This is a genomic window from Halomonas sp. AOP30-A1-24 (assembly GCF_052378165.1).
Lineage (GTDB): Bacteria > Pseudomonadota > Gammaproteobacteria > Pseudomonadales > Halomonadaceae > Vreelandella > Vreelandella citrativorans.
This window is the reverse complement of sequence record NZ_JBQSXL010000007.1, coordinates 123,408-148,522: the sequence shown is the minus strand read 5'-3', so window position 1 is coordinate 148,522 and position 25,115 is coordinate 123,408. Positions and strand designations below refer to the sequence as shown.

Sequence of the window (25,115 nt, the reverse complement as noted above, 5' to 3'; positions counted from 1 at the left end):
GCGCCTCGGGGGATTTTTTTTTGCATGCAGGAAAAGGCGGCAAGGCACTCTTCAGCGTGATGGATCAGCCGCTAACCCCAGCAGCACTTTGTGCTGCATCGCCGGCTGAAGCCAGCTCCCACAATGTAGAGGCAGGTCAATCCATAATGCCTGCAAAACATGGCTGGAATTTACTATTTACGCTTTTTTGCGTCAGGCAGCTATCCTGATATGGGTGGTTATGACGCACTGTTGTCTTTAGAATGATATGGCACGTTGATGGAAGGGTAATCTGCGCTTTATCTCAGGAGGAGAAACAACATGAATGGACAATGGATCAAGAAATTATCAGCGGCGGTATTGATGGCTCTGCTCGCGGGCGGTTTGGCTGCCTGTGATAACCAGGGGCCTGCTGAAGAGGCAGGTGAAAGTATTGATGATAGTATTGGAAGCGCCGGCGAAAGCATTGAAAGCGCGGGTGAGAGTATCGAAGAGGCTGCTGAAAACTAATTCACTATGTTGATTTAAACGGTTGATTAGGTTGCCCTGTGGAAAGAAAAACGGCCGCTAAAAGCGGCCGTTTGAAGGTATAGCTCCGCGTTTTAAGCGCCAGGGTTTTGCTCAATACCTTGCACATACCAGGGCGCTTGGTCGCGCATTGCACGGGTTAAGTGCCACGACTCGTTGAACTCGGTCTGCTCTCCATTCTCCTCTATAACGCCATGAAAGATCACGCTTGCCTCAGCATGCCCTTCGTATTCGTTAATATCCCCCAATTCGGCAAATAAACGTACGATGTCGGTACGGTTATTGGCAGGATGCTGAGCACGCTCGGAGCGTAGCAGGTTATAGAGCTCGGGAGTGACATACTCCTGAATCTGGCTAAAGTCGTTATTGTCCCAGGCGCGCTGCAGCGTCATAAAATGCTCTTTAGCACCGTTTAAAAACGGCTCTTTATCAAACCAGGTCGGCGTGCTTTGCAGGTTGCTTGCCAGGCTACCAGGCACAGCGCCTACTGAGCCAGCAGCAGGCGCTGATGGTACGTGCTGTGTGCGTTGGTAGTTGGGTTCGGAAGCATGCGCTGGACGTCGCTGGCGAATAAACGCACGGAAAGCGATCATCGCAAGCACTGCGATACCGACCACCATGAGCAGGTCCATCATTCTTAGCTCATCAAAGGCACCGCCGAAAAAGAGTGCGGCAATTAGCCCACCAGCCAGAAGACCGCCCATCATACCGCCCATTCCGCCTCTACGTGCTGCCGCACCCGCTTGGCCCTGTTGCTGGCCACCTTGCGCTTGTTGTGTACTGGGAGTGCTGGCCGGGCGGTCCGCAGAACGGGACATGCTGCCCATATTGCCACCACCCCCCATACGACGCGCTTCCGCATGCTCCACCGCAACGCTAAACCCCATAACGCTGACCAGCAGCATGACAAACAATTGTCGTAACATGGCAATCTCCAATGTTCAAAGCCTTAAGAAAATAAGCCCAATGTAATGAGCGTGTAGAAAGCGTTGGGCAGCTAGTTTAGCGCCTCAGCTGTCAGAATGGGCTATCTTAATGGCACTAATAAGCATAAAGAATAAGAGGAAGGTATGCGCCTACAACGAGATCGTAGCCTATTGTTAATGATCGACTTTCAAGCAGGATTACTGCCGGTGGTTGAAGGCGGTTTGCAGGTAATAGAGGAGGCCGCCTGGCTTGCAAACGTAGCAGAAGCCTTGGCAGTGCCTGCATGGCTTACCGAACAATACCCTGAAAAACTCGGGGGAACAGCGCCTGGTTTGATAAGGGAGTTGGGTGAGCATCAGGTTTGGCAAAAACATCATTTCAACGCCATGGAAGAGCCAAAATTTGCCCGAGCATTAAAGGCCCAGTCGGTGCAACAAGTCGTGATCTGTGGCACAGAAGCACACATCTGTGTGTTGCAGAGCGCGCTTGGCTTGCTGGAAGCTGGATATAGTGTGTACTGGCTAAGTGAAGCGACAGCCAGCCGACGTTGTGAGGAAGCTCGCTTTGCGCGTGAGCGTGCTTGTGCTCAAGGCGCCATTGCGGTGACGGCGGATATGGTGGCTTACGAGTGGCTTGATCGCTGTGATACCGCGCTATTTAAAGAGGTGCATCGCCGGTTGCTTAAGCCGCGCTCCTCACGCGGCGTAACTTTTTTTTAGCAAAAGGGGGAAACGTTTATCGGTCGGCTTCTTTGCGTGTGAACACCAGCGTATCGCCCTCAGAAGCCGCTGCATCAAATTGGTAGCCTGCCACGTTAAATGCTGTAAGCGCTTCAGGGTCATTCACCTGCTGATGAATAATCCAAGCGCTCATCAAGCCTCGAGCCTTTTTGGCATAAAAGCTGATGATTTTAAACGTGCCGTTTTTCTCATCTTTAAACACCGGCGTGATGACGCGGGCGTTCAGCTTTTTGGCATCTACCGCTTTAAAGTACTCATTAGAAGCAAGATTCACCAGAACCTTTGAGCCGCTTTCTGTAATAGCCTGATCAAGGGCGTTGGTCAGTGTAGGCTTCCAGTACGCGTATAAATCCTTACCCGCCTGATTAGACAGTTTGGTGCCCATCTCCAGTCGGTACGCCTGGATTAGATCCAGTGGGCGCAGTAAGCCATACAGGCCTGACAAAATACGCAAGTGCTGCTGGGCAAACCGGTTATCCGCATCGCTGAATGTTTGCGCCTCCAGGCCAGTATAAACATCGCCTTGGAATGCTTGAGCGGCAGGTTTGGCATTCTCTAGTGAAAACGGCGGCTCCCATTCAGCAAAGCGTGCTGCATTAAGGCCAGCAAGCTTGTCGCTGATGCCCATCAGCTCACTGATCTGCTGAGGTGAATAATCACGCAGGATATCGATCAGCGCTTGGCTTTCCGTTAGAAAACCGGGCTGTGTCACCTGGTGAGTGGTGGAGGGCGTTTCAAAATCCAGCGTTTTCGCTGGCGAAATAACGCTTAGCAAGGTGAGCTCCTTCGGCCGATGCAAAACCAGATAAGAACAAAATCATGGCCGATAGTATATCAAGCCTCGGCGTTGGCCGAGGCTATCGCTTTAATAGCGTGTGTATCAATGCTTAGGGGCAGGGGTTTGGCATCCGGCGATGAATATCCTCAATCGCGCTAAGCACATCGTCGTCCAGCTTAAGGCTCTCACTGGCCAGGTTGCTTTCCAACTGGTCCAGTGTGGTGGCACCAATAATATTGCTGGTAAGGAAGCTGCGTGAATTAATAAACGCCAGTGCCATTTGTGCGGGGTCAAGGTCATGTTCGCGGGCCAGCTCAACGTAGGCCTTTGTCGCCGCCTCCGCCTCTGGTGAGGTGTAGCGCTTAAAACGCTCATAAAGCGTCAGGCGGCCTTTTTCGGGCCATGCGCCATTAAGATACTTGCCAGAAAGAACGCCAAAGGCCAAGGGAGAATAAGCCAGCAAGCCTACGTCTTCGCGATGAGCAATCTCCGCCAGGCCCACTTCAAACGAGCGATTAAGCAGGTTGTAAGGATTTTGTATGGAGGCCACTCGCGGTAGATCCATTTTTTCGGCCAATTGAAGCGAGCGCATGACGCCCCACGGGGTTTCATTGGAGAGGCCGATCGATCTGACCTTGCCAGCATCCACCAGCTCCTTGAGTGCAGAAAGTGTCTCTTCAAGCGGCGTGGCATCTTCATTCTCCTGATGCGCGTAGCCCAGCTTGCCGAAAAAGTTGGTGTTGCGGTCTGGCCAATGCAGCTGATAAAGATCGACATAGTCCGTTTGTAAGCGCTCAAGGCTTGCGTCGATGGCTTGGTGAATATGGTCACGCGTTAAGCGTGGGCCACCTCGGATATGCTCAGGCCCGGGGCCTACCGCCTTGGTGGCGATAATAACGTCATCGCGGTCGCCACGCTGTTTCAGCCAGCTGCCCACATAGGTTTCCGTTAATCCTTGCGTTTCGGCTTTGGGCGGTACGGGGTACATCTCAGCTGTATCGATAAAATTGATACCGAAAGCGACGGCGCGATCCAGCTGTTCGTGAGCTTCTGCCTCACTGTTTTGCTCGCCAAACGTCATCGTACCAAGGCAGAGCCGACTGACCTCAATTCCCGTTCTGCCAAGTGGGCGCGTTTGCATTTTTGTCTCCTCGCTAAAGCGAAAATTATCGCCGAATGGGCGTTTGTAAAGGTGATGAATGACGGTGTGTGAGAGGCATGTTAGCGAGGCTATTTGAAAGCAGCAAATCAATGGGGTTGAGTCGTTGCAAAGGCAGGCGTATGCTTGCCACCCCATTGGCCGGCTGACCCCGGTTTTTCGTGTGATTGGCAGTCAAATGATGTAGTGACCGCTAATTCAATATCTCAACAAATTGGCAGGGTGGTTTGCCATGCCGCAGGCATCATCTTTGTTTATTCGGCTAGAGTTTCGTTTAGCTGAACGGCTGTTTCAAAACCGTTGGTTGTTACCGCGTTCAGAGCGCACACAGCGTCTTACCATGCGTTTGTTCAAGCGCTGCGCTGAAGCGGGGCATCCTGATGCACTGTCCGTTTACGGGCATATGCTGTTTCATCGTAGCTTATCGCCGCAGGACAAAGCGCGGGGGGCACGCTATGTGGTGGAAGCCGCTCAAGCGGGTGATGTGAAGTCGCAGTACCAGGTGGCCCAGATCTACGAGCACGGCTGCGCGCAGTACCCGCGCCGTGAAGATTATGCAGTAACGTGGTATGCCCGTGCGGCGCAGTCCGGTCACTATTTGGCTGCTGAGCGGCTGGCCAGCGCCTATCGTTTGGGTGAGCTAGGCTTAAGCATAGATGCGAGCCAGGCTACCTACTGGGAACAGTTCGCTGAACATCATCCGCACAACGATGTGACCGCCGCGTAATGATTGAATGAGGAAGTCAGTGTCCGAGACGCTACCCACTGTATTAGATATTGAAGCGTCCGGATTTGGGCGTGGTAGTTATCCCATAGAAGTCGGCATTGCACGTGCTGACGGTAGCTGCTGCGCGTTTCTTATTCAGCCACTGGATGAGTGGACGCACTGGGACCCTAAAGCAGAGCTCTTGCACGGTATTTCGCGTGATCGCTTGTACCAGGAAGGGCACCCTGTTCGTCAGGTGGCCCAATGGCTCAACGATGAGTTAAGCGGGTTAGGCAAAGCGTACAGCGACAGCTGGGGCTACGATAATACCTGGCTTTCGCTGTTGTTCCACCATGCCGGCATGCTGCCTCGCTTCCGCCTGGAGGCGCTGCGCATTTTGTTGAGCGAAGAGCAGCAAGCGATATGGAGCGGTACCAAAGAGGCCATGATTACCGAGGTCGATATCCATCGTCACCGAGCGGGAGACGATGCCCGTCTGCTCCAGCTCACCTATCAGCGCACCCGCAACGTTATCCACGGCGCGTAGCGCGCTTGCCATGTCTGCCTTGCTCACCTCTACCTAAGCTGGCTCTCCAGCGCGTCAAGTAGCGCCTCTGGTGTTACCGCGTCCAGCAGCATATCGCGTGTCGTTTGAGCTAGAAAACCCTGCGTCACGGTGTTGTCGAGAAATGCCAGTAGTGGTGTATAAAACCCCTCGGTATCCAGTAGGCCCATGGGCTTCTCATGCAGGCCTAAATAGCCCCAGGTCCAAATCTCAAACAGCTCCTCAAAGGTACCGATACCGCCAGGCATGGCAATAAACGCATCGGCGTTAGCGGCCATGGTGGCTTTGCGTTCATGCATGTTGGGCACGCGGATCAGCTCGGTGAGTCCAAAGTGCGCCTGCTCGCGCTCTACCAGATGGTCCGGCATAACGCCTATCACGTTGCCGCCTGCCGCCAGCGACGCATTAGCAAGCTCGCCCATTAGGCCAATACGCGCGCCGCCGTATACCAGGGTGTGCCCCCGCTCTGCCAGCACAGTACCTAATGCCTGGGCCGCTTGACGATAAGTCGGGCTGTTACCTTCTCGTGAGCCGAGATAAACGCAAATTCGGGACATTAATTGGGTTCCTTAACGCTTATGAGAGAAGCGGTGTTATGGAAGGTGCTGGTCTACCTGGTAGTGCTCATCCATCCACTGACCAATCACATTATCGCCACATAAATGATGGGCATACTGAGTGTGCAGGCAGCGTATCTGTTGCCAGTTGCTGATACCGCCAATGCCACGCTCGGTCAACACATCGGTGTATCCCAGCCGTGCAACCTCTGTGCACTGGGCGTCGCTCATATAATCCCAGCGGGCTTTTACATAGTCACGATGGCTTTGCTGATAATGCGCTAGAAATTCTGGCTCTTCTTGCAGGCGCTGCTCAAGTGATTTGATAACCCCCACCGCTTCAATGCGTGAAATTTCTACCTTTAGTACATCAGAACAGAGCCAGTACAGGGTAGGAAAGGGTTTGCTATCAACAATCGGCGCCATACGCAGCACCAGCGGTGTGCCTTCGCTATCAGTGGCGGCAACGGCTTCGATGCCACGTGGTGCGCGGCCTAACTGCTGGGTAATAATCGCCAGCTGACGCTCATCGGGCGCCTGGTTGGTGCGGATCACCATTAGGTTGGTCTCTCACGAACGGTCGTCTTGAACAAATTTATTGGAGCGGCCAACAGCACGAAAAAAGCAGCGATTCAACTGCTCAGGAGACGCTACATAGCACCATGTCCGCTCGCAATACTCGGCGGCCCGCGCCATTAGTACGTCATAAAGGCGGTTAAACGGGGCATCATAATCGTAAGGGTCAGCCCCAAACAAGCGGATATGCGGATAGTCTGCAAAGCGCTCAATAAAATAGCGCTCAATATCCGCTTCGACAGCGCGATGCTGCGCGGTATTGTCAGGGTCCAGCCAGAGATTATAGCGAATGGCCATGCTGTGCTCCTGGTCGCCCCGTCCGGCGGGTTGGTGCGTTAGGCGGGCGCATCTTGTAAGTGAGTCGACAAGGCGTCGCGCAGCGTGCCCTCAATAGGTACGGCGCATTTAGCCTGGTGATCGTACTGTACCATCACCGTGTGGCCGAGATTGGCGAGCGTGCCATGTTGGCGTGCTTCCTGAGTGACGGTAAATGAGCTATTGCCCAGCCGCGTTAAGTAGGTGCGTAATTCGACGTCATGGCCGTAAAACAGTTCTGCACGGTAGTCGATTTCCATCCGCGCCATTATCAAACGCCACTGCTTCGGGTTCAGGTCAGGTGTAAAAAGCTTGAATAGGTCGTTGCGGGCCAGCTCAAGCCAGGCGGGTAGGCGCGTATTGTTAATATGGCCCAGCGCATCCGTATCGTAAAACGCCGGCTCAATCGTACGGGTAAACATGGCAATCACCTTATCGTTGGCAGGAGTTGTAAATTCAGGCAAGCGTTCGGTCAAGCCGTTTGCCTGTTGCCTTCGCGTCGCTTGGAAAACCAGCGCTGGACTTGTAGCCAGCCCAGCAGCCATAGCGTTGCTACCAAAAAACCGGCCAGCGTGCCCCAGGCAAGCCCCAACGTTTCATACGTATAAGAGACACACAGGGCGTAACTTAACAGCGAGCCCAGCCCCACGGGGTAGTGTTTGATAACGGTCGCGGTAGGCGCGGGGCCTTGGGTTATATGCAAAATTAGCAGGAAAGGCAGCATGGTGACGGGGAAAGCCGCCAACGTGCCTGCCCAGGCAGGCGGTACCCAATGGGCAAGGCTTGTGATGGCAAAGACAATAAGCGTCGCCAGCAAGGCGCGAATACATAAAGCACCCCATGAGAAAGACTGACGTGCAGTGGCCAGACTGTCGGGTATTCGCCGGAAAATCCACGTAAAAAATACGATAGCGCAAAGCGTCACCAGCGTACCCGTCAAGCGAGTAAAATCGAACTGGGCAAGCACCAGGCTTGCCATAAGCCATAGAGTGATCGCGCCTGCCATTCCGCTAGCAACACCCTTCAAGCCGGGTTTACGGCCGCAAAGCCAGTAACCCGCGCCAAGTGCCATGGTCGCGGTAAAGCCCGCGAGTGTATGAATGGCACTTTCAGCGGAAAACGTTGGGGATATCTCCAGACCAATAAAGAACAGTGCCAGCGCGGTACCCAAAGGGTAGCCTGATAAAAGCCCTGCCACTTTGGGACTCACACGTACAGCAATCGCCCCCAGTCCCAGCACCATCGTGACTGACACCGCTACTTTGGCTAATTGCCAGCTAATCGGAACGTCCAGCATCAATGACTATCCTTATAATTGATTAAACATTTTTCTTCGTTTGTCAGCCAGTATATCCGCGCGCGGCACACCAGGCCGCGCTATCGAAAACGTTAACGTTTTTTTATACTAAACGTAGTCCCTGCTGATCGCGCCAGGCCGCCTCCAAAGCACTTTTTAGTGGTACTTGAAGGTGGGCTGGAAGCGCAGAGTGCGCGGCCTCTAACGTGTTAAACGTGCGGTTGCGCAGCCAGCAGTAAGCCCAGGCACTGGCTTCAGCCTCGCTTTGAGGTGTTGGCTTGGCAGGCATTTGGTTGAGCAGAAAAACCGCTGTGCGGGGTGCCCACAGCGGAATGTCATCCTCACGTGTTTGGCTCCAGTGTTTAAGCATTGCCCCATCGGGCGTCGTGTCCGGCGTGCCCAGTTTGGCAACCCGTGCGGTTTCCGCCAGTATGAGCGCTAACTGGTCAGCATCGGCCTGACCAAGCGCTTGCCATTGCCGCAATAGCGCTGATAATCCTGTGCGTACCTTGGTATAAAAATCATCTTGCGGCATGCTCGTTACCAACCTTCGTCAATAAGTGAGATCTGTTATGGCTTTTGATTTTGCCACGCCTATCGAGCGACGCCACCCCGAAGGTGGCTACTCATCCCAAAAATGGCATCGCTATAACGGTGAAGTACTGCCTCTATGGGTTGCCGACATGGATTTTTATTCGCCGCCCGCGGTGATTGAGGCGCTACAAGCACGGGTCGCTCATGGTGTTTACGGCTACGGAGAAGTGCCTGCTACGTTAACAGAAACGCTCTGCACATGGAGCGCTACGCACTATGACTGGACGATCCAGCCCGACTGGCAGCACTGGCTGCCGGGTGTCGTGGCCGCGCTCCACTTCGCCACGCTGGCGTTAACCCAGCCAGGCGATGGCGTGCTAACGGTAGCGCCTATTTATCCACCGTTTTTAGCCGTCGCTGAGCGTACCGGGCGTTTGCCCCAGCAGGCCATGCTGGCCGCGCCTAAACGCCCAGGCGAGCCATGGCAGTTGGATATTAGCGCGATTGAAGCCGCCATCACGCCCAAAACACGCATATTACTCTGGTGCCATCCGCATAATCCGACCGGGCGGGTTTGGAGCCGTGAAGAGCTGGCGCCATTGGTGAAACTGGCTGAGCAGTACGATCTATGGGTTGTCTCTGACGAACTACACTGCGACCTACTGTTGGATAAAGATGCTCAGCATCGCCCGTTAGCGGCTATGTTTCCTGAACTAGCCAAACGCACGATTACCCTTTGGGCGCCCTCTAAAACCTTTAACCTGGCGGGGTTAAGCAGCGCATGTGCGATCATCCCTGACCCCGAAGTGCACCAGCGGTTTGCCGCTGCCTGCAAGGGCCTGTTGCCCGATGTTAACGTGCTGGGATTAGTGGCGGCAGAAGCGGCGTATCGCGAGGGTGAACCGTGGCGTCAAGCGCTGCTGGATGTGCTGCGTCAGCACCGCGCCACGCTTGAAGCACGCGTTGCCAACTGGCCGGGTGTGCATCTAAGCGCACCGGAGGCAACCTATTTGGCTTGGCTTGATATGAGGGAAGCGGGGCTGGGAGAAACGCCTTACCAAACGCTCAAGGAGCAGGCCGGTGTGGCGCTTTCAGACGGGGCAGCGTTTGGCTACCCCGGCTTTGTTCGACTAAATTTTGGTACTACGGGTGCTCAATTGGAAGCAGCATTAACGCGCATGGATGCGCTATTGAAGCCTTAGCCATTAATAAAGCAGCGCAAACAGCTTGCGGCGATAGGCGACCGTCAACGGGTGGTCGGCGCCTAGCGCATCAAACACCTGCAACAGCGTTTTACGTGCCGCGTCGTCGTTGTAGGTACGGTCGTGCTTCATTAGCGTAAGCAGTGCTTCAAGCCCTGCATCGTATTGACCATCGGCCACTTGGCGCAGGGCGCGCTGGAACTGCGCTTCGCTATCGTCGCGCTCATCCAAGGCCGCAATGTCTTCTGCAGAAAGCGCTTGTTCACTGAACGTAATGCTGGCGCGTACGCCACGTGCTGCGGGGCCATCGCGCTCTTCGGGGGGGAGATTTTCCAGCACGCTGCGCGCCTCATCTCCGCGCCCTTCAGCCACTAATACGCGGGCAAACGCCACTTGGTAGGCGTAGTGTTCCGGGTATTGCGTCACCAGGTCCTGGTAAATGCCGTGGGCTGTTACGGTGTCGCCTTGCTCAAGCGCCGCCTCGGCCTGCTCTTCAGGGCTTTCTGGTGCATCGGCTGGGGCAGGGAAGTAGCGGCCTAACCATTCACGCACCTCTTTCTCGGGCAGTGCGCCCTGAAAATTATCCACAAGGCCGCCCTGGCTCACCAGTTTAACGTCCGGTACCGCCCGCACACCCAACTGTGCAGAAATTTCCGGGTTAGCGTCTGTATTTAGCTTACCAAGCAGGAAGGTGCCCGCGTATTCGAGCGCCAGCTTCTCCAGTACCGTCAGCAGTGTGGCGCAGCTACTATCGGCTGGTGAGTAGCAGCCCAGTAGTACTGGCACTTGCATTGACGCTTCCAGCACTTGCTGAATGTTGCTCGCATCAAGTTCGACGATCACATCTTCAGGGCGCACTGGCGCACGTTCGGTGTCAGCAGTATTCGTGCTTGCGGTATCCGCTGTCAGCGGTTTGCCGGTGCGAGGATCAATGATTGACATGGGTAAGCTCAGCTTCGCAGAAAAATAATTGCTTATGATATGCAGGCAGTCACCGCCATATTCAAGCCGGAACGATGCTAATCATGTAAATCTGAAGAGAAGGCTAGGCCAAGAGGAAAAATATAGGAGCAAGCACTGCTCTAAAGGAGTCTATTAGCACTTTATATCGACAGCTCTTGAGAGTGGCTTCGACGAGACGGTGACGCCAATGCGTGCAGCGCGCGATAGCATCACCATTTAGCCTCGTAAGCGCTATCGTTAGCCTTGCTGCATTTGTTTTCCTAGCCAACTAGCGATGAGGGGTAGCATCGCTACGATCAAGAAAACACGCAGTACATGGTGGGCTGCCACCATGGCGGGATCTATGGACAACGCAAGCGCTACGACGCCAAGTTCCGGCGCCCCCCCAGGTAAATAGGATAAGAACAAAGGCGTGTTGTCCAACCCTATAATGGGCGCAAACAACAGGGCTGCAACGAAGGAGCCAAAGGTAAGGAGTACACCGATCACCGCCGCTAGCCAACCATCTTTTAAAATTTGTGGAAGGGAGTAATTCGCGAATCGCGCTCCTACTCCTGCGCCAATGACAATCTGTGCTGCGCTGGAAAGCAAGGGAGGGACATGCACCGTTAAAAGATCAGTCGCGTGCAGTAATCCCGAGCTGAGTAATGGAATCAATAGCATCGCTGAGGGAAAGTTTAATCGCCAGGCTAGCCAGCCGCTGGCTATCGCCACCAGGGCCAGGATTCCATGGTTAATAGGATCGATTGCTTCCGCGTGAGTGAAGCTTGCAAGACTAGCGTCAGCGAGGTTAATACCGGATGTCGCCTGGATGATGATGGGCGCTGCAATTAGCAATACCACTAAGCGCGCGGTATGACAAAGGGCTACGCGGCTGACTTCGGCTCGGTAATTCTCTGCCAAAACTGAAACGACTGAGAGTCCTCCGGGTATGGCGGCGAACAAAGCAGTTACTCTATCCATTTTCCCGAAGCGATAGAATATTTGATAGGCAATGAAACAAAATGCCAGCGATAACACACTCATGACAATCAGGCTTATGGTCCAGTCCCCGGCTTGTCGTACGATTTCTGGGGTAAAACTGGTTCCTAGCATCGTGCCGATAGCGACCATAGCGTAACTGCGCCAAGGGTTTGGAAAACGAGGCTGAAAAGACGTCGTCTGAGTGCACAAGAGTGATGCCGTTAGGCTGCCCAGTACCCATGGCAACGGTAGAGAGAGTGCAAAAAAAGCGAGTCCGCCTAACGTGCCGATGCCAAAGGTAATGCCTCCCCGAAGTTGAGGAGGCATTTGTTTAATTAGATTCATGGCTAGCGCGGCGGGAGCGGAAGGCTTTTAATGCGGGGGCTCCAATTAAAACAAGCAGCATTATGATGAAAAGAGCAAGAGCAATGGGCCGCTCCATCATATATTCAAAAGGTCGGCCACCGGACACCTGTAAGGTGCGCACGACTTCTCCTTCCATCATGCGGCCAAGCAGTAAACCGATGACTGTTGCCGCGACGGGATAGTTGTTTTGTCGCATGAGCCAGCCAAGTCCTGCAAATGCGGCAACTGTTAGCGGCCCAGCGATAGTGCCGGTTATGCCATAGCCGCCCCAGGCACACATTGCTAATACACTGGGCACTAGGTAAGCCAAGGGAACGCGCACCACCATGCCCAGTAAGCGCAGGCTAAGTAATCCCAGAAATGCGAGAAGTACTACTTGGCCCAGATTGCCGAGAATAATCGAATAGACGATATCGGTCTGGTCTCTTATAAACGATGGCCCACCAATAATGTTGTGAAAAGAGAATGCGGCCAGAAGCACTGCAGTCGCAGCCCCACCAGGAATGCCAAGCGCTAATAGCGCCGTCATTGAGCCTCCCTCCGAGCTGGAGTTCGCGGACTCGGCTGCCACGACACCCTCGGGTGCTCCTTGGCCGAACGCTTCAGGCGTTTTCGACGTTCGTTTGGCCTCACCATAAGAGACCAGATTAGCTACCGATGAGCCCACGCCTGGGATGGCGCCGATCACTGCGCCGATGAGGCTACCTCGTAGTAAGATGCCGGGATGGCGAAATGTCTGCCCAACGCCTTTGAGAATAAGCGCAAAAGATATATTACGTTGAGCCTCATTTTGTACCAGAAATGAGCTTCCTCTCAGGCGTAACAACTCAGAAGCGGCGAAGATGCCGATCATGGCGGGTACTACTGGGATGCCATCAAGGAGGTAGGGGTTGCCTATCGTCGTGCGCATAATACCCGTCGTGGACATACCAATTTGACTGAGCATGAGCCCCAGGAAGCCAGCCAGCAGGCCCTTGGCCATACTGCTATCGTTGAGTGTCGCGATGAGGGTTAATCCCCACAGCACCACCACGACCATTTCCAGCGGGCCTATCTTAAGTACAAAAGCAGCCAGTGGATTGATTAACAACATCAGCAGGCTATAACCCACGAAAGCGCCCACAACTGAAGCGCACAGGCCCAGGCCCAAGGCTTCATTGTGTTGTCCCTTTCGCGCCATAGGGTATCCGTCAAATGCCGTCGCAATTGACGAGGATGACCCCGGGATGTTCATAAGAATAGCGGTTACCCCGCCACCGTAGGCACCGCCAGTAAATATGGCGGTTAAAAACAGCATGGCTTGAAGAAAATCCATACCAAAGGTTACGGGCAAGAAAACGGCCATGGCCATGGAAATTTGCAGCCCGGGAATCGACCCAAAAACGAGACCGATTAATAAGCCCGGAATAACCCAAAGCCAAGGGCTTAGATCAGTAAAAAGATGGGAAAACGCCTGAGATAATGCGAATTGATCAATCATGTTAAAGCACTAGTGTGGTCATTGGGTAAGGGAAGAGAGAGCCAAAGCCCTTGACGAGAAAAACAGTAAACAAAAGTGCGTACAAAGGCGGTTGCCATTTACCTTTACTCCCACACATAAGAATGCCAACCCAGACGAAAACAAAAGTAGCAACATCGAAGCCGACATTGGTTAACGCAAAGCAGAAGACGGCAAATCCTGCGAGAAGCAGTATGTCGCCCCATAACGATGGTTTATCCGTACTGCTGGATGAGGGAGCTGGAACTGGCTTCAGCAAGATTTTAGCGACAATCCCAATGGACAGAAGGCCGATGATTATCGCGGTGGGGGCCACTACCACCAGATTGTTCAGCGTTGTGGAAGCCTGAGTAGCACTCCAGGTAATAAAGCCCGCTATAGCCAGTACAAGGCCTAACAAAAAGGCATGTGTTGCAGAAATCTTTCCTGTCACCATTTTATAGCGCCTCCACATTGAAATAATAATGGGACCAAGCGTAAGTTGGTCCCGTGACGATTAAGCGAAAAGCATTAGTGCACATGTGCCAGCATTGAAATCATTTATTCTTCTGATGTGTATTGCTTCAAAATTTCAAAGTTGGACTCAATGATCTCTGTCGTACGTTCAGGACCAAGCCACTCTGCACCAATATCCTGGGCTTCTAGTCGGCTAACGAACGCCTCATCTTGCAGCGCACTGTGATAGGCATCGACCATTTGTTGGAATGCTTCGGGGTTGCTCTCTTTAAAGTCAGCATGCGCGGCAAGGCCTCGCATTGATCCTGCAAGCACCGGAACCGGCTCGTGACCGCTCTCTTCAAGCGCTGCATTAAGCGTTGGTGCATCCCAGTCCTCCGATGCGGTATCAGCCGCGAGGGCAAGAGGACGTATATATTCCTGGATTGATAGCGTGCCGTCTGCAGCTAATACGGTCATGTCTACCTGCCCGCCAGCGACCGCCGTGCGCGCAGCGCCACCAGACTGATAGGTGACAATGTTGACGTCTGTTTTATCGAGACCAAAGGCCTCAAGAGCGAGTTCAAGGTTGATAGCGCCGGTCGAGCCAGGTACGACAGAAACTCTAAGTTTTCCTGGATTTTCCTTGGCTGCCGCCATGAAATCCGCCAGCGTTTCATAAGGCGTATCAGCATTAACGGCGAAAAGATCGTAATCATTCCACTGCCCGTTAATGAATGCGAAGTCTGACAAATCATAAGTGGCATCAAAGCCAAGAATCGCATTAGAGACGTAAGGGTGGATTGAAGAGGCAAGGAAATAGCTGCCATCAGCAGGCATGTTGTGGAAGTAAGTATGACCTACGTGACCACCGCCGCCATTCTGATTAATGACTGAAATCGGCGTGCCCAGGTCTTCCTGGAGCCGTTGAGCCAGCGCGCGAGCGGTGCGGTCAGCGGACCCGCCAGGGCCAAGCGCAACAACGAAAGTGATTTTCTGTGTTGGCCAGCTTTCCTGGGCTGCGGCGGTGAGGGGGGTAATTGCAGCTGCCAGGGAGAAACCCAGCATAGCTGTAGCGATGACTTTCTTCTTATCGATCATGGTGGTCACTCCGCTTCATCATAGACAATTGTAAGACAATCATTTGTGCGTGAATATAGAAGTACATATAGTAGTTCCTGTCAATCCTCGGATATGTAAACAAAAGATCTATTTTTTCAGATGTTTTTTGGAAATTATTGAAAATTATATAGAGTGTGTTGTCTTCGGAGGATAAATATTTTGTCTACAATAAAAGAAGAAACGCATGGTTTGGCAGCTGAGCGAGTGGCTAGTGGCTTGTACGATGAAATACTTAAAGGGCAGCTGCAGGCTGGGACTCGTCTTGGAGAGGTCGCGTTGGCTGAGCGCTTTTGTGTTAGTCGGGGGCCGGTGCGTATGGCGCTCAAAAGCCTTAGCGAGTGCGGGCTCGTTACTATCGTGCCGAACAGTGGGGCGCACGTGCGTGAAATGCGGTACGAAGATGCCCGGGCGATCTACCAGGTCAGAGCTGCTCTTGAGGCTGAAGCCGCCATGTTGGCGGCCAGTCGTGCCAATGCATCCACTGCCGATGAATACCTTACGTTACTGCAGTTACATGCCAGCCAAGTGACATCTCATCCTGAGGGAGCCTATCTTCAGGAGTCTGAGGAGTATGATTTTCATTTAATTACCGCACGAATGTCCGGTAATCCACTCATTCAGCGTTATTTAACCCACGAGCTTCGCCCGCAGCTAACCCTGTTAAGGAATAAGCATCGGCATGTTACAGGGCGTGGAAAAATCGCACTTTATGAGCACGAGCGCATAGCCTCAGCTATCTCGGAAGGTGATGTGGAGGTGGCGGGCTTATTGATGCGGCGGCATATACAGAGCAGTTGGGAAGCGCTTGAAGAGCAGTTGCCCAAGAGAGATGCCCTTAATTAAACAGTGATTGAGCGATAACCACGCGGCTTAGCAATGCTATGTCCGGCCTTGGCCTGCGCTAGAGAAGGAGTGTATATGAAGACGGTGATTCTTGATGATTGGGAAGGCTGTATGAAGGAGCACCCTGCCGTATCTCGCTTGCGCGAATTCTCTGAGGTATCGGTCTATGGTGATGTGCCTGCCTTTGAAACCCTGGTGAGCCGGCTTCAAGGGGCCGATGCGATTATCCCGCTCAGGGAGCGCACCTTGATTGATCGAGACCTTATCGCGGCTTTACCTGACCTAAAGCTGATCGCCCAAACCGGTACGGGGCTGGCTCATGTGGATAAAGAGGCAGTGGACGAAGCGGGGATTTCGATTGCAACGACGCCGGGTGGGTCTACGGCGGCGGTAACCGAGATGACCTTTGCGTTTTTACTTAATCTCACCAAGCGGATTGTTGAGGTAGATCGCCGGATGTCCACTGGAGAGTGGCCAACGATTGTTACCAGTAATTTGAGCGGTAAAACCATTGGCCTGATTGGTCTGGGCAAGATTGGTTGTACCGTGGCGAGAATGGCGCAGGCCTTTGGTATGCGAGTCATTGCATGGGGCCCCAGACTGACCCAGGAGCGAGCCGTTCAGGTGGGAGCAGAGTACGTGTCATTAGAAAGCCTGCTCACCCAAGCGGACGCCGTTAGTATCCATGTAAGGCTTGTGCCTGAAACGGAAGGGTTACTGACGACGGAGCATTTTGAGCTAATGAAGCCTGAGGCGATTCTGGTCAATACATCACGCGGGCCCATTATTGACGAAGCGGCGCTCATTGATGCTTTGCAGCGTAAGAAGATTGGTGGGGCGGGACTTGATGTTTTCTGTGAAGAGCCGCTACCGCAGCATAATGCCTTTGCGGCATTGGATAATGTCATGATAACGCCGCATATGGCATGGAAGACCGAAGAGACCTTTTCGCGTTTTCTCAATGGGTCGGTTGATAATATCCATGCGTTTTTTGTAAAGGGAGAGCCGCAAAATATCGTTAGTATTTCCCCTGACAAGAAAAAAGCAGGCGTGTAACCGGCCAATGAGTCTCGGTGCTAATTTTGAGGGCTTGGATGTACAGTTAGTTTGCCTGAGTCAGTCCGGTAAGTTGCTTATGTGGCTTGCTGGGAGCTGTGCTTTGGTTTTTCGGTAAGGGTATTCGATGTCGAGCGTCGGCGTGATGCGCTCGGCATAACGGTGTGCGGTGGCGTAGTGCTGGGGAGATGCGAAGAGGGGGTAAACGAAAAAAGGCAGATCAGTAAATAACTGATCTGCCTTTTAAAATATTGGTAGCGGGGACCGGATTTGAACCGATGACCTTCGGGTTATGAGCCCGACGAGCTACCAAGCTGCTCCACCCCGCATCAACGTGAGGCGTATTCTACGGATTTTTTGCGCCACGTCAACCCTTTGTGGCAAACAAAGCACAAAGGCTGATATTCATCGTACTGCAATATGCAAAGAGTAAAGCTATGCTTCCCATGGTCCCAATAAAAAGCTTACTGTCGGTAGGCCGCCTGACAATAAAATCGGTGGCGTGCTGTTGGTGATACAAGCGCTTGACGCTTATTCGAAATGGTTTACGGACCATAACAGTACTTAGCGTCCAAGCCATTTGTCATATCAGGGAGGTAGTCAATGGCCAATCAAGCCCCCGTCGCCTGGGTAACTGGTGGAACTGGCGGAATCGGCACGGCAATTTGTCGTTCGTTGGCAGATGCGGGTTATAGGGTAGTGGCAGGGTATAACAATCCCGAAAAAGCCAAAACCTGGCTGGACACCCAGCAAGCTGCCGGTTATCAGAGTATTACAACACTTGGAGTCGACCTGTCTGACCATAACGCATGCCTGGATGCTGCGCGTGAGATCCACGAACAGTATGGTCCAATTAGCGTGCTGGTAAACTGTGCTGGCATTACCCGCGACGGCACGATGAAAAAAATGGCCTACGAACAGTGGTATCAGGTCATCGATACCAACCTTAATAGCGTCTTTAATACGTGCCGCAGCGTGATCGAGATGATGCTCGAAAATGGCTATGGCCGAATTATTAATATCTCCTCCATCAATGGCCGTAAAGGGCAGTTTGGTCAGGTTAATTACGCTGCCGCTAAAGCCGGTATGCACGGTTTAACCATGTCGCTGGCGCAGGAAACGGCCACCAAAGGCATTACGGTAAATACCGTATCGCCTGGCTATATTGCCACTGACATGATTATGAAAATTCCGGAGCCTGTGCGTGAAGCCATTCGTGAAACGATTCCGGTGAAACGCTACGGTACGCCGGAAGAGATTGGTCGCTTGGTGACGTTCCTTGCCGATAAAGAGTCTGGCTTTATTACCGGCGCCAACATCGATATTAACGGTGGGCAATTTATGGGCTAGGCCACCCATGCCTACGCGACGGCTTATTCCTCACAAGGGAGCATGCAAAACGGGAGGCGAATCGCCTCCCGTTGTGTTGTTGTCGCATTGATGGGGCGATCAGGGGGGCGGAATATGCCCCAGGTCGCGCAATAAGCTATCCAGTTCCCTGGCTTCTTTTTCCCACTGCGCTATCGATACCGGGCCAAGCGCTAATAGCGCGGCTAAGACATCGATAATTTCTTCTTCGCGACTACGCTCCTGGCGAATTCCTTCATTCAAGCGCTCTACCTGAATCGCCAAGCGCAAAGGCTCGTCGCTTTGCCGGATGCTGCCGCTGGTTAATAAAGACAGATGCACCCGCAGCCGAGAAATGGCGTCTGCCCGTGCTGCCTCATCGTCCAGCGACAAAGGGAGTGGCGTGGATTGACGCTGGTGGTTACGCGTCTGATGCGCCTCGACAAATACGCTGGGAAGCGGCGTGCTGATGATATTGTCAGCGTTAATAATTTCCGCGGCCCCGCCGTCCAGATAGCGCTGATCGGCGGCCAGGTGTGCGTTAACGAGCGGTAAAATAAGCTGCCATTGCTGAACGGTATCCGCAATCTTCAGACGACTCAAACGCTCGCGCTTGGCGCGCACAATACCGCTTAAGCGACGCTGCATGCCTTCGCTACGCCGGTTTCGCGGCAGTGGCTCAAGCTGGCTGACCTGGTTCAAAAAGTCGTCCAGCGTGCTGGTTTCATTGGCGGTAGTGGGTTGCCAGCTGTCCATTTGATCGATAAGTATTTGCATGGCTTCAAGCTGCTGTTGCTGATGGGCAGCCTGCTCACTCTTGTAGGCTTCGCGCTGAGCAAACAGCTGATCGCACTCGTGCCGGAACGCCTTCCAAAGGGTTTGTTCCGCCCCTTTGGGTGCGCGCCCTAACTGACGCCAGTGCTGCTGTAGTTGCTTGGTTTGTGTAATGCGTTGAGCCAAAGGCTGTTGCTGGTCGTGACGAAGCGCCCGCACTTCTTCAATGAGCGCCTGCTTTTGAGAGGCGATCTGCTCGGCCCGCTGATCAATTAATGTTTGCAACTGATGGCGGATTTTTCCAAACCGCTGACCAACGGCCTCAGAGCGCTCGCGAGGCACCGGTGAGTAGTGGCGCCATTGATGGCGTGCCTTGTCGCGAATTTCACGTAGTACATCCGGGTCGGCGTCCTCTGCTGGCTGGGAGAGCAGTGTTTCAAGCTGTTCACACAGCTGCTCGCGGGCCTGCAGGTTTGCTTCACGCTCCTGACCTAGTTGGTCGCGCCATGGGGCTAACCGCTCGTGGATGCGGTCAGATGCGGCACGAAAGCGCGCGGACTGTTCGCGATTGGCGGCGGCATCGCCCAGCGACTTCCACTCTTTCACTAGCTGGCGGTGGTGGCGGTCAAGCGCGGTTTCCGCCATGTGCGGGTCGTTGGCCAGTGCTTCAATGCTTGAGCATAACTGCTCGCGCTTGGGCCCTGCGACAAAGCCGCGCCAATCGCGTAGCTCGGCAAGGCGCGCGCCGGACTGCTTGAAGCGTGCCTTCAGCGGCTTGGCTCCCTCCATTTGCAGGGCTTCGATTTGCGGCTTTAAGCGCTGGTGAAGATGGCTGGCACTTTTGAAGGCGCCACGCTCAAGTAGGTGCTCAAAGCTATCGAGTTCTGCTTCATAAGTGCTTAATGAAACCGAGGTGTGTGGGGTAGCTGCCGGTGTGTGAGACTCGCTGGCAAGTGTTGCTTGAGCGCGCTGTATCAACGCAGGCGGCGTAAATGCTTCTGGCCAGTAGCATTCGTTCAGCAGGCGACGCATGACGTGGTGGTCATTATCCGCAAGCGCTTGCTCAAGCGCGACATTAACACCTTGCCAGCGCTGCCAGGCATCCAGACACTGCTCATATTGAATAATGGCTTGCGTGTAGCGTTGGCTTGCAGGTTCGCTGGGCGAGTGTACGTCCGAGAGTGCTTGCCAGCGTTGGCTGAAAAGTTGGCGTTGGGCACGCAGGCTGTCAATATCCTGAACGGTCAGCTCGGTAGCATGATGAAGGCTTTCAAGCGTCTCCTCTAGCCCATCAAGCAGCTGATCACGTGTCTGATCCGCTTCCTCTCGGCGGGCAAGGCTCTGCTGGCGAGCCTGCTCCTGCGTTTCATGGTCGTGAAGCGTTTTACGACAGCCCAGCATGGCTTGATGAAAGCGCTGCTCTTGCTCGGCGCTGGGCGGGGGCGTCAGGTTCTTCCATTCGCGCTCTAAATGGCGAAAGCGACCGCCATATAGCGGCTCCCAAGGCGCGCGAGCCTGCTGTTCCATCTGGTGAAGAAGATGCTCCAGCTGCTGCTGTTGGCGAGCCAGCCATTCGGCATCGGTTCGCTGCTGGCCGAGTTTTTCGCGGGCAAGGCGAGTTACATAACGATCACGTCGCGCATCTTTAAGCAGGCGCTTTAGGCCCTCTTCTGTCTCAATGCGCTCGGCGGCGCGATGACGAACAGCCGCGACACCGTTTTGGCACGCTTGCTTAATCAAGTCGTCTTCACGGGTTAGTCGGGCAAGAGCGGTCAGGCGCAGATCAAGGTTGTCGCCTTGCAAGACAATCACGTTTAAAAGCCGCGGCTCGTCCAGCCCTTCCACCAGGGCTTGGCGTTGTTGCAGTTCGGTACTGCCTTCAAGACCGCTAAGCCGCTGGCTCACGGCATTGAACCATGCCTCTTGCTGGCTGTGGTCAGGGTAGCCCGCCACCAATCCTTCGACATCATCCAGCGCGAGCAGGGCCGCCAAGCGGATGCTGCTGTCACTATCGTGCGCGAGTGCTTGCAGCGCTTCGCGCTGTTCAGCCTGGTGGGGGTCAAGTCGAGAGAGGGCCTGTCGGCGTACCTCGGGGTCGGGGTGTTGCCAACGAGGAGCGAACAGGCGTCTTAACAGTCCGTGCATGGATCATCCTGCGTAGAGGTGCGTAGCATGAAAAAAATTAGCCATTATTGAACAGCGGTTGCAGTCACTGGCGCTGTCGCTTAGCTTTGCCTTACCAGGGTGTAATAGAAATTGATTCTTCACACCCAAAGGCGCCAAATTGCGCTACCTTTATCTTACCTGAACATGACATGGAGTTCGGCTATGAGCCTCAACGCCGATAGTGCCAACATGGCATTTACCTTTAAAGGCGGCATGCTGCCGATGACCGTCATGGAATTAAGTAGCGCTGACCCTGAGCATATCCGGCGGCAGTTGGCCGGTAAACTGTCTCAGTCTCCTGCCTTCTTCCAGCATACACCGGTTGTGCTAAGCGTGGAAAAGCTTGATGAGCCTCATTTGGCTTTGGAAAGAATATGCGCCGTTTGCCGGGATCACAAACTTTTACCCGTTGCGGTGCGCGGCGGTTCAGAGCCGGTACGCCAGTCGGCTTGGGCATTGGGGCTTGGGTGGTTTGCACCTGTAGAGGAGACGCGCGCTCGGGCACTGGAGAGCGTCAGCAGCAAAGAGGAAGCCTCAAAAAACAATGCCTCTGACGACGACCGTATTGAGGCACACGCCAAGAGTGCGGCAACACGGCTTTATCGCGGTACCGTTCGTTCAGGCCAGCAGGTCAGTGCATCGGATGGGGATCTGATCGTTATTGGTGCCGTCAATGCGGGGGCAGAAGTACTAGCAGCAGGTAGTATTCATATTTACGGTGCTCTGCGGGGGCGGGCGCTGGCAGGTATTCATGGTAATACTCAGGCCGGTATTTACTGCCGCGAGCTTGAGGCTGAGCTGCTTTCGGTGGCTGGGAATTACAAACGCCTCGAAGATGTTGATCCCCGGCTTTTGGGCCGCGCCGCAGAAGTTCATTTTATAAGAGAGCAGCTTGAAATTAAGCCGTTGGGTTGATGCTTTCAACGTAGCGTGCATCCATGCTTAATGCTTAGCGACGCTGCCTTGCCTATCCGTTACAGTAGGGCTTTTGTGACATTGACGTTCCCGTTATTCGTTCAGCGTCATGCGCTCGCGATGAACGACTTCAAGAAGGAAGTGAATCTTGGCTAAAATTATTGTTGTGACCTCAGGTAAAGGGGGGGTCGGTAAAACCACTAGCGCTGCAGCAATCTCAACAGGTCTGGCCCTGCGTGGTAAAAAAACCGTGGTCATTGATTTTGATGTAGGGCTTCGAAACCTTGACCTGATTATGGGATGCGAGCGTCGTGTAGTGTATGACCTTGTAAATGTTATACAGGGCGAAGCCGGCCTTAACCAGGCGTTGATCCGTGATAAGCGTGTTGAAAATCTGTATATCCTGCCCGCTTCACAAACCCGGGATAAAGATGCGCTAACCCAGGAAGGGGTGGCGGAGGTCTTGGAAAAGCTTCGAGAAGAATTTGACTTTATTATCTGTGACTCGCCTGCTGGTATTGAGCGTGGTGCGCAGCTTGCCATGTATTTTGCCGACGAAGCGATTGTGGTCACCAACCCGGAAGTCTCATCGGTACGCGATTCTGACCGTATTTTGGGCCTTTTGGCATCAAAAACCCGGCGTGCTGAGCAGGGTGGTGATCCGATTAAAGAGCACCTGCTCGTTACTCGCTATAACCCTGAACGGGTGACCTCCGGGGATATGCTTACCCTTGAGGATATTCGTGAAATTCTGGCCATTCATTTACTGGGCCTGATTCCTGAGTCCGAAGCTGTGCTTCGCGCCTCGAACCAAGGGGTGCCGGTCACTCACGATGCATCAAGTGATGCAGGTCAGGCGTATACGGATACCGTTTCACGTCTGCTGGGTGAGGAGATTCCGTTACGTTTTCATGAGGTGCAGCGCAAAAGTCTGCTTAGCCGTATGTTTGGAGGTAACCGTCGATGAAACTCTTGGAATTCTTGAAGCGTGAGCGCAAGAAATCCGCCTCGGTGGCCAAAGAACGGTTACAAATCATCGTGGCGCATCAGCGAAGCCAGCGTGGTCAGCCTGACTACATGCCGCTACTTGAGCGCGAACTGCTCGAAGTTATTCGTCGCTATGTACATGTTGACGACAATGCCATTCAGATTTCGCTGGATAGCGAAGATAACTGCTCAGTACTTGAGCTGAATGTGACGTTGCCCAAAAGCTGACAAGACAGGAGGGCAACAGGCGGCGAGAAAGGCGCTGGGTGTGCTAGGCTAGGGTTTTTGCTGCCTTGCGGAGTGCTTGTTCATGGCGCCACCTAATGCCGCCCCTGCCAGTTTTTTGTGGCATGACTATGAAACATTCGGGGCCGATCCGCGTCGAGATCGGCCCGCTCAATTTGCTGCGCTGCGTACCGATGCGGACTTAAACGAGATCGGTGAGCCTATCGAGCTCTACTGCAAGCCAGCAGACGATTACCTGCCTCATCCTGCTGCGTGTTTGATTACCGGGATTACCCCACAAAAAGCGCGACGTCACGGTCTGCCTGAAGCGCAGTTTGCCAGTGAAGTGCAGCGCCACATGAGCGAGCCGGGCACCTGTGTTGCGGGATACAACAGCTTACGCTTTGATGATGAAGTGTCTCGTCACCTGTTCTATCGCAACCTGATCGACCCCTACGCCCGCGAATGGCAAAACGGTAACTCCCGTTGGGATTTAATTGATGTGGTGCGCGCATTTTATGCGCTACGCCCGGATGGCATTGAGTGGCCGCTACGTGAAGATGGTGCGCCAAGCTTTAAGCTTGAGCATTTAACCAAAGCCAACGGGATTGAGCATGAAGGTGCGCATGACGCGGTGGCCGACGTTCGGGCAACCATTGCCCTGGCGCGACTGCTCAAAACGCGTAACCCTAAGCTCTTCGATTACTTGCTTGGCCTGCGCGGCAAACGCGCGGTTGCCCAGCAGCTTGACCTGCCTAATGCCAAGCCGCTTTTGCACATTTCCCGCCGCTACCCGGCCAGCCGTGGTTGCAGCGCCCTGGTAATGCCGTTAGCTGAGCACCCTACCAACCCTAATGGGATGATCGTGTACGACCTGAGTGTTGATCCAAGCGACTTTCTTACGCTTTCGCCTGAGCAAATACGCGAGCGCGTCTTTGTCAGTCAGCAGGATTTAGCGGAAGGTGAGGCGCGTATTCCACTCAAGGTCATTCATATCAACCGTTGCCCGGTGATCTTTCCATCGAGTGTGCTCAAGGACATAGAGGGGCCGCAAAAAGGAGCGTATGGCGCGATTGTTGAGCGCCTTGGGTTGGATATTGCAACGTGCCGCCAGCACTGGAAAACCTTGCGCAGCGCCCAGGGAGTGACGCCTAAAGTGGCCGAGGTCTTTAAGACCAACTTTGATGACGCACCCCACGACCCTGACATGATGCTTTACTCCGGCAGCTTCTTTTCCGCCGCCGACCGGCAGCAGATGGAGCAGGTGCGTGAGATGGAACCCTGGGATCTGGTAGGGCAACGGTTTGCCTTTCAGGATCCGCGTCTTGAGGAGATGCTGTTTCGCTATCGGGCGCGTAGCTACCCTGACACGCTGGAAGGTGACGAGCGCGAGCAGTGGGAGGCGTTTCGCTGGATGCGAATTAATGATCCGGCGATGTCCGGCTTTACGCTTAAGGCCTTTGCTCGAGAGATCGAGCGCTACAATCAGCAGCCGCTCAGCGAGCGTGAGCGGCAGATCCTTGAAGAACTGGTGATGTTTGTCGAGGCCATGATGCCCGCCCAGGCGTTCGATGCCTGAGCGGCACATTCAT

Annotated in this window: 27 protein-coding genes and 1 tRNA gene; 12 read left to right on the top strand and 16 right to left on the bottom strand. The window is 53.9% G+C overall.

The window, feature by feature from the left end:
- Nucleotides 1-300: 300 nt before the first annotated feature.
- The gene (locus ACT3TJ_RS06085; RefSeq protein WP_193055153.1) at nucleotides 301-489 is read left to right on the top strand and encodes a hypothetical protein; all 189 of its coding nucleotides are present in this window, start codon (nucleotides 301-303) and stop codon (nucleotides 487-489) included.
- A gap of 92 nt (nucleotides 490-581) precedes the next feature.
- Here ACT3TJ_RS06085 and ACT3TJ_RS06080 read toward each other — a convergent pair whose 3' ends face one another.
- Nucleotides 582-1,433 carry a Tim44 domain-containing protein gene (locus ACT3TJ_RS06080; RefSeq protein ID WP_172119062.1) on the bottom strand — a complete coding sequence of 284 codons (852 nt, stop codon included), beginning with the start codon at nucleotides 1,431-1,433 and terminating at the stop codon, nucleotides 582-584.
- 144 nt (nucleotides 1,434-1,577) lie between these two features.
- Here ACT3TJ_RS06080 and ACT3TJ_RS06075 point away from each other — a divergent pair, with 144 nt between their 5' ends.
- On the top strand, nucleotides 1,578-2,153 hold the full coding sequence (locus tag ACT3TJ_RS06075; RefSeq protein ID WP_193055154.1) for an isochorismatase family protein: 576 nt from the start codon (nucleotides 1,578-1,580) through the stop codon (nucleotides 2,151-2,153).
- Between the two features lie 16 nt (nucleotides 2,154-2,169).
- Here the strand turns inward: ACT3TJ_RS06075 and yaaA are convergent, their stop codons facing one another.
- Together yaaA and ACT3TJ_RS06065 are read right to left on the bottom strand one after the other, a co-directional pair.
- Nucleotides 2,170-2,949, bottom strand: a complete 780-nt coding sequence (gene yaaA / locus ACT3TJ_RS06070) for a peroxide stress protein YaaA (protein ID WP_172119060.1) — start codon at nucleotides 2,947-2,949, stop codon at nucleotides 2,170-2,172.
- A gap of 112 nt (nucleotides 2,950-3,061) precedes the next feature.
- A complete protein-coding gene (locus ACT3TJ_RS06065) occupies nucleotides 3,062-4,093 on the bottom strand; it encodes an NADP(H)-dependent aldo-keto reductase (protein WP_193055155.1) in 1,032 nt (343 codons plus the stop codon).
- Between the two features lie 250 nt (nucleotides 4,094-4,343).
- Here ACT3TJ_RS06065 and ACT3TJ_RS06060 point away from each other — a divergent pair, with 250 nt between their 5' ends.
- Both ACT3TJ_RS06060 and ACT3TJ_RS06055 read left to right on the top strand, forming a co-directional pair.
- On the top strand, nucleotides 4,344-4,838 hold the full coding sequence (locus ACT3TJ_RS06060; RefSeq protein WP_193055156.1) for a tetratricopeptide repeat protein: 495 nt from the start codon (nucleotides 4,344-4,346) through the stop codon (nucleotides 4,836-4,838).
- A gap of 19 nt (nucleotides 4,839-4,857) precedes the next feature.
- The gene (locus ACT3TJ_RS06055; RefSeq protein ID WP_193055157.1) at nucleotides 4,858-5,364 is read left to right on the top strand and encodes a hypothetical protein; all 507 of its coding nucleotides are present in this window, start codon (nucleotides 4,858-4,860) and stop codon (nucleotides 5,362-5,364) included.
- Between the two features lie 29 nt (nucleotides 5,365-5,393).
- On the opposite strand, the gene ACT3TJ_RS06050 is transcribed toward ACT3TJ_RS06055, so the two are convergent.
- The 6 genes from ACT3TJ_RS06050 to ACT3TJ_RS06025 all read right to left on the bottom strand — a co-directional run bounded on the left by ACT3TJ_RS06050 (nucleotide 5,394) and on the right by ACT3TJ_RS06025 (nucleotide 8,662).
- Nucleotides 5,394-5,939: an LOG family protein gene (locus ACT3TJ_RS06050; RefSeq protein ID WP_193055158.1), complete on the bottom strand. Its 546-nt coding sequence runs from the start codon at nucleotides 5,937-5,939 to the stop codon at nucleotides 5,394-5,396.
- Between the two features lie 36 nt (nucleotides 5,940-5,975).
- On the bottom strand, nucleotides 5,976-6,497 hold the full coding sequence (locus tag ACT3TJ_RS06045) for a DUF501 domain-containing protein (protein ID WP_193055159.1): 522 nt from the start codon (nucleotides 6,495-6,497) through the stop codon (nucleotides 5,976-5,978).
- A 12-nt stretch (nucleotides 6,498-6,509) separates the two neighbouring features.
- Nucleotides 6,510-6,812 carry a hypothetical protein gene (locus tag ACT3TJ_RS06040; protein ID WP_193055160.1) on the bottom strand — a complete coding sequence of 101 codons (303 nt, stop codon included), beginning with the start codon at nucleotides 6,810-6,812 and terminating at the stop codon, nucleotides 6,510-6,512.
- Between the two features lie 38 nt (nucleotides 6,813-6,850).
- The gene (locus ACT3TJ_RS06035; RefSeq protein WP_193055412.1) at nucleotides 6,851-7,252 is read right to left on the bottom strand and encodes an acyl-CoA thioesterase; all 402 of its coding nucleotides are present in this window, start codon (nucleotides 7,250-7,252) and stop codon (nucleotides 6,851-6,853) included.
- Between the two features lie 50 nt (nucleotides 7,253-7,302).
- Nucleotides 7,303-8,127: a hypothetical protein gene (locus ACT3TJ_RS06030; protein WP_193055161.1), complete on the bottom strand. Its 825-nt coding sequence runs from the start codon at nucleotides 8,125-8,127 to the stop codon at nucleotides 7,303-7,305.
- A gap of 103 nt (nucleotides 8,128-8,230) precedes the next feature.
- Nucleotides 8,231-8,662, bottom strand: a complete 432-nt coding sequence (locus ACT3TJ_RS06025) for a hypothetical protein (RefSeq protein WP_193055162.1) — start codon at nucleotides 8,660-8,662, stop codon at nucleotides 8,231-8,233.
- A 37-nt stretch (nucleotides 8,663-8,699) separates the two neighbouring features.
- Here ACT3TJ_RS06025 and ACT3TJ_RS06020 point away from each other — a divergent pair, with 37 nt between their 5' ends.
- On the top strand, nucleotides 8,700-9,863 hold the full coding sequence (locus ACT3TJ_RS06020) for a MalY/PatB family protein (protein WP_193055163.1): 1,164 nt from the start codon (nucleotides 8,700-8,702) through the stop codon (nucleotides 9,861-9,863).
- 3 nt (nucleotides 9,864-9,866) lie between these two features.
- Here ACT3TJ_RS06020 and ACT3TJ_RS06015 read toward each other — a convergent pair whose 3' ends face one another.
- The 5 genes from ACT3TJ_RS06015 to ACT3TJ_RS05995 all read right to left on the bottom strand — a co-directional run bounded on the left by ACT3TJ_RS06015 (nucleotide 9,867) and on the right by ACT3TJ_RS05995 (nucleotide 15,189).
- Nucleotides 9,867-10,805, bottom strand: a complete 939-nt coding sequence (locus tag ACT3TJ_RS06015; RefSeq protein ID WP_193055164.1) for a co-chaperone YbbN — start codon at nucleotides 10,803-10,805, stop codon at nucleotides 9,867-9,869.
- Nucleotides 10,806-11,063: 258 nt separating this feature from the next.
- The gene (locus ACT3TJ_RS06010; RefSeq protein WP_193055413.1) at nucleotides 11,064-12,116 is read right to left on the bottom strand and encodes an AbrB family transcriptional regulator; all 1,053 of its coding nucleotides are present in this window, start codon (nucleotides 12,114-12,116) and stop codon (nucleotides 11,064-11,066) included.
- A 4-nt stretch (nucleotides 12,117-12,120) separates the two neighbouring features.
- A complete protein-coding gene (locus tag ACT3TJ_RS06005) occupies nucleotides 12,121-13,635 on the bottom strand; it encodes a tripartite tricarboxylate transporter permease (protein WP_193055165.1) in 1,515 nt (504 codons plus the stop codon).
- Nucleotide 13,636: 1 nt separating this feature from the next.
- A complete protein-coding gene (locus ACT3TJ_RS06000; protein ID WP_226912029.1) occupies nucleotides 13,637-14,089 on the bottom strand; it encodes a tripartite tricarboxylate transporter TctB family protein in 453 nt (150 codons plus the stop codon).
- A 104-nt stretch (nucleotides 14,090-14,193) separates the two neighbouring features.
- Complete coding sequence (locus tag ACT3TJ_RS05995; protein ID WP_193056433.1) at nucleotides 14,194-15,189, bottom strand: Bug family tripartite tricarboxylate transporter substrate binding protein; 996 nt, start codon at nucleotides 15,187-15,189, stop codon at nucleotides 14,194-14,196.
- A gap of 180 nt (nucleotides 15,190-15,369) precedes the next feature.
- On the opposite strand from ACT3TJ_RS05995, the gene ACT3TJ_RS05990 reads away from it, so the two are divergent.
- Nucleotides 15,370-16,053 carry a GntR family transcriptional regulator gene (locus ACT3TJ_RS05990; RefSeq protein WP_193055166.1) on the top strand — a complete coding sequence of 228 codons (684 nt, stop codon included), beginning with the start codon at nucleotides 15,370-15,372 and terminating at the stop codon, nucleotides 16,051-16,053.
- A gap of 75 nt (nucleotides 16,054-16,128) precedes the next feature.
- Nucleotides 16,129-17,109 (top strand): D-2-hydroxyacid dehydrogenase family protein, encoded by a 981-nt coding sequence (locus ACT3TJ_RS05985; RefSeq protein WP_193055167.1) that lies wholly within the window; start codon nucleotides 16,129-16,131, stop codon nucleotides 17,107-17,109.
- Nucleotides 17,110-17,361: 252 nt separating this feature from the next.
- On the opposite strand, the gene ACT3TJ_RS05980 is transcribed toward ACT3TJ_RS05985, so the two are convergent.
- Nucleotides 17,362-17,438, bottom strand: a tRNA-Met gene (locus ACT3TJ_RS05980).
- Nucleotides 17,439-17,712: 274 nt separating this feature from the next.
- Between ACT3TJ_RS05980 and phbB the strand changes: the two genes are divergently transcribed.
- A complete protein-coding gene (gene phbB / locus ACT3TJ_RS05975) occupies nucleotides 17,713-18,459 on the top strand; it encodes an acetoacetyl-CoA reductase (protein WP_193055168.1) in 747 nt (248 codons plus the stop codon).
- 99 nt (nucleotides 18,460-18,558) lie between these two features.
- On the opposite strand, the gene ACT3TJ_RS05970 is transcribed toward phbB, so the two are convergent.
- Nucleotides 18,559-21,375, bottom strand: a complete 2,817-nt coding sequence (locus ACT3TJ_RS05970; protein ID WP_193055169.1) for a DUF349 domain-containing protein — start codon at nucleotides 21,373-21,375, stop codon at nucleotides 18,559-18,561.
- A 183-nt stretch (nucleotides 21,376-21,558) separates the two neighbouring features.
- Between ACT3TJ_RS05970 and minC the strand changes: the two genes are divergently transcribed.
- The 4 genes from minC (at nucleotide 21,559) to sbcB (ending at nucleotide 25,102) form a co-directional block, all read left to right on the top strand.
- Nucleotides 21,559-22,311: a septum site-determining protein MinC gene (gene minC, locus ACT3TJ_RS05965; RefSeq protein WP_193055170.1), complete on the top strand. Its 753-nt coding sequence runs from the start codon at nucleotides 21,559-21,561 to the stop codon at nucleotides 22,309-22,311.
- A 148-nt stretch (nucleotides 22,312-22,459) separates the two neighbouring features.
- Nucleotides 22,460-23,278, top strand: coding sequence for a septum site-determining protein MinD (minD, locus tag ACT3TJ_RS05960; protein WP_172118548.1), 819 nt, complete (start codon nucleotides 22,460-22,462; stop codon nucleotides 23,276-23,278).
- Nucleotides 23,275-23,526 (top strand): cell division topological specificity factor MinE, encoded by a 252-nt coding sequence (gene minE / locus ACT3TJ_RS05955; protein WP_018918334.1) that lies wholly within the window; start codon nucleotides 23,275-23,277, stop codon nucleotides 23,524-23,526. Before minD ends, minE begins: the two co-directional genes overlap by 4 nt.
- 82 nt (nucleotides 23,527-23,608) lie before the next feature.
- Nucleotides 23,609-25,102: an exodeoxyribonuclease I gene (gene sbcB, locus ACT3TJ_RS05950; RefSeq protein WP_193055171.1), complete on the top strand. Its 1,494-nt coding sequence runs from the start codon at nucleotides 23,609-23,611 to the stop codon at nucleotides 25,100-25,102.
- Nucleotides 25,103-25,115 lie beyond the last annotated feature (13 nt).

Bases quoted from the DNA above. Each gene is read 5' to 3' on its own strand.
- ACT3TJ_RS06085 (WP_193055153.1), top strand. From the start codon at position 301: ATGAATGGACAATGGATCAAGAAATTATCAGCGGCGGTATTGATGGCT.
- ACT3TJ_RS06080 (WP_172119062.1), bottom strand. From the start codon at position 1,433: ATGTTACGACAATTGTTTGTCATGCTGCTGGTCAGCGTTATGGGGTTT.
- ACT3TJ_RS06075 (WP_193055154.1), top strand. From the start codon at position 1,578: ATGCGCCTACAACGAGATCGTAGCCTATTGTTAATGATCGACTTTCAA.
- ACT3TJ_RS06065 (WP_193055155.1), bottom strand. From the start codon at position 4,093: ATGCAAACGCGCCCACTTGGCAGAACGGGAATTGAGGTCAGTCGGCTC.
- ACT3TJ_RS06060 (WP_193055156.1), top strand. From the start codon at position 4,344: ATGCCGCAGGCATCATCTTTGTTTATTCGGCTAGAGTTTCGTTTAGCT.
- ACT3TJ_RS06050 (WP_193055158.1), bottom strand. From the start codon at position 5,939: ATGTCCCGAATTTGCGTTTATCTCGGCTCACGAGAAGGTAACAGCCCG.
- ACT3TJ_RS06045 (WP_193055159.1), bottom strand. From the start codon at position 6,497: ATGGTGATCCGCACCAACCAGGCGCCCGATGAGCGTCAGCTGGCGATT.
- ACT3TJ_RS06040 (WP_193055160.1), bottom strand. From the start codon at position 6,812: ATGGCCATTCGCTATAATCTCTGGCTGGACCCTGACAATACCGCGCAG.
- ACT3TJ_RS06035 (WP_193055412.1), bottom strand. From the start codon at position 7,252: ATGTTTACCCGTACGATTGAGCCGGCGTTTTACGATACGGATGCGCTG.
- ACT3TJ_RS06030 (WP_193055161.1), bottom strand. From the start codon at position 8,127: ATGCTGGACGTTCCGATTAGCTGGCAATTAGCCAAAGTAGCGGTGTCA.
- ACT3TJ_RS06025 (WP_193055162.1), bottom strand. From the start codon at position 8,662: ATGCCGCAAGATGATTTTTATACCAAGGTACGCACAGGATTATCAGCG.
- ACT3TJ_RS06020 (WP_193055163.1), top strand. From the start codon at position 8,700: ATGGCTTTTGATTTTGCCACGCCTATCGAGCGACGCCACCCCGAAGGT.
- ACT3TJ_RS06015 (WP_193055164.1), bottom strand. From the start codon at position 10,805: ATGTCAATCATTGATCCTCGCACCGGCAAACCGCTGACAGCGGATACC.
- ACT3TJ_RS06010 (WP_193055413.1), bottom strand. From the start codon at position 12,116: ATGCCTCCTCAACTTCGGGGAGGCATTACCTTTGGCATCGGCACGTTA.
- ACT3TJ_RS06005 (WP_193055165.1), bottom strand. From the start codon at position 13,635: ATGATTGATCAATTCGCATTATCTCAGGCGTTTTCCCATCTTTTTACT.
- ACT3TJ_RS06000 (WP_226912029.1), bottom strand. From the start codon at position 14,089: ATGGTGACAGGAAAGATTTCTGCAACACATGCCTTTTTGTTAGGCCTT.
- ACT3TJ_RS05995 (WP_193056433.1), bottom strand. From the start codon at position 15,189: ATGATCGATAAGAAGAAAGTCATCGCTACAGCTATGCTGGGTTTCTCC.
- ACT3TJ_RS05985 (WP_193055167.1), top strand. From the start codon at position 16,129: ATGAAGACGGTGATTCTTGATGATTGGGAAGGCTGTATGAAGGAGCAC.
- phbB (WP_193055168.1), top strand. From the start codon at position 17,713: ATGGCCAATCAAGCCCCCGTCGCCTGGGTAACTGGTGGAACTGGCGGA.
- ACT3TJ_RS05970 (WP_193055169.1), bottom strand. From the start codon at position 21,375: ATGCACGGACTGTTAAGACGCCTGTTCGCTCCTCGTTGGCAACACCCC.
- minC (WP_193055170.1), top strand. From the start codon at position 21,559: ATGAGCCTCAACGCCGATAGTGCCAACATGGCATTTACCTTTAAAGGC.
- minE (WP_018918334.1), top strand. From the start codon at position 23,275: ATGAAACTCTTGGAATTCTTGAAGCGTGAGCGCAAGAAATCCGCCTCG.
- sbcB (WP_193055171.1), top strand. From the start codon at position 23,609: ATGGCGCCACCTAATGCCGCCCCTGCCAGTTTTTTGTGGCATGACTAT.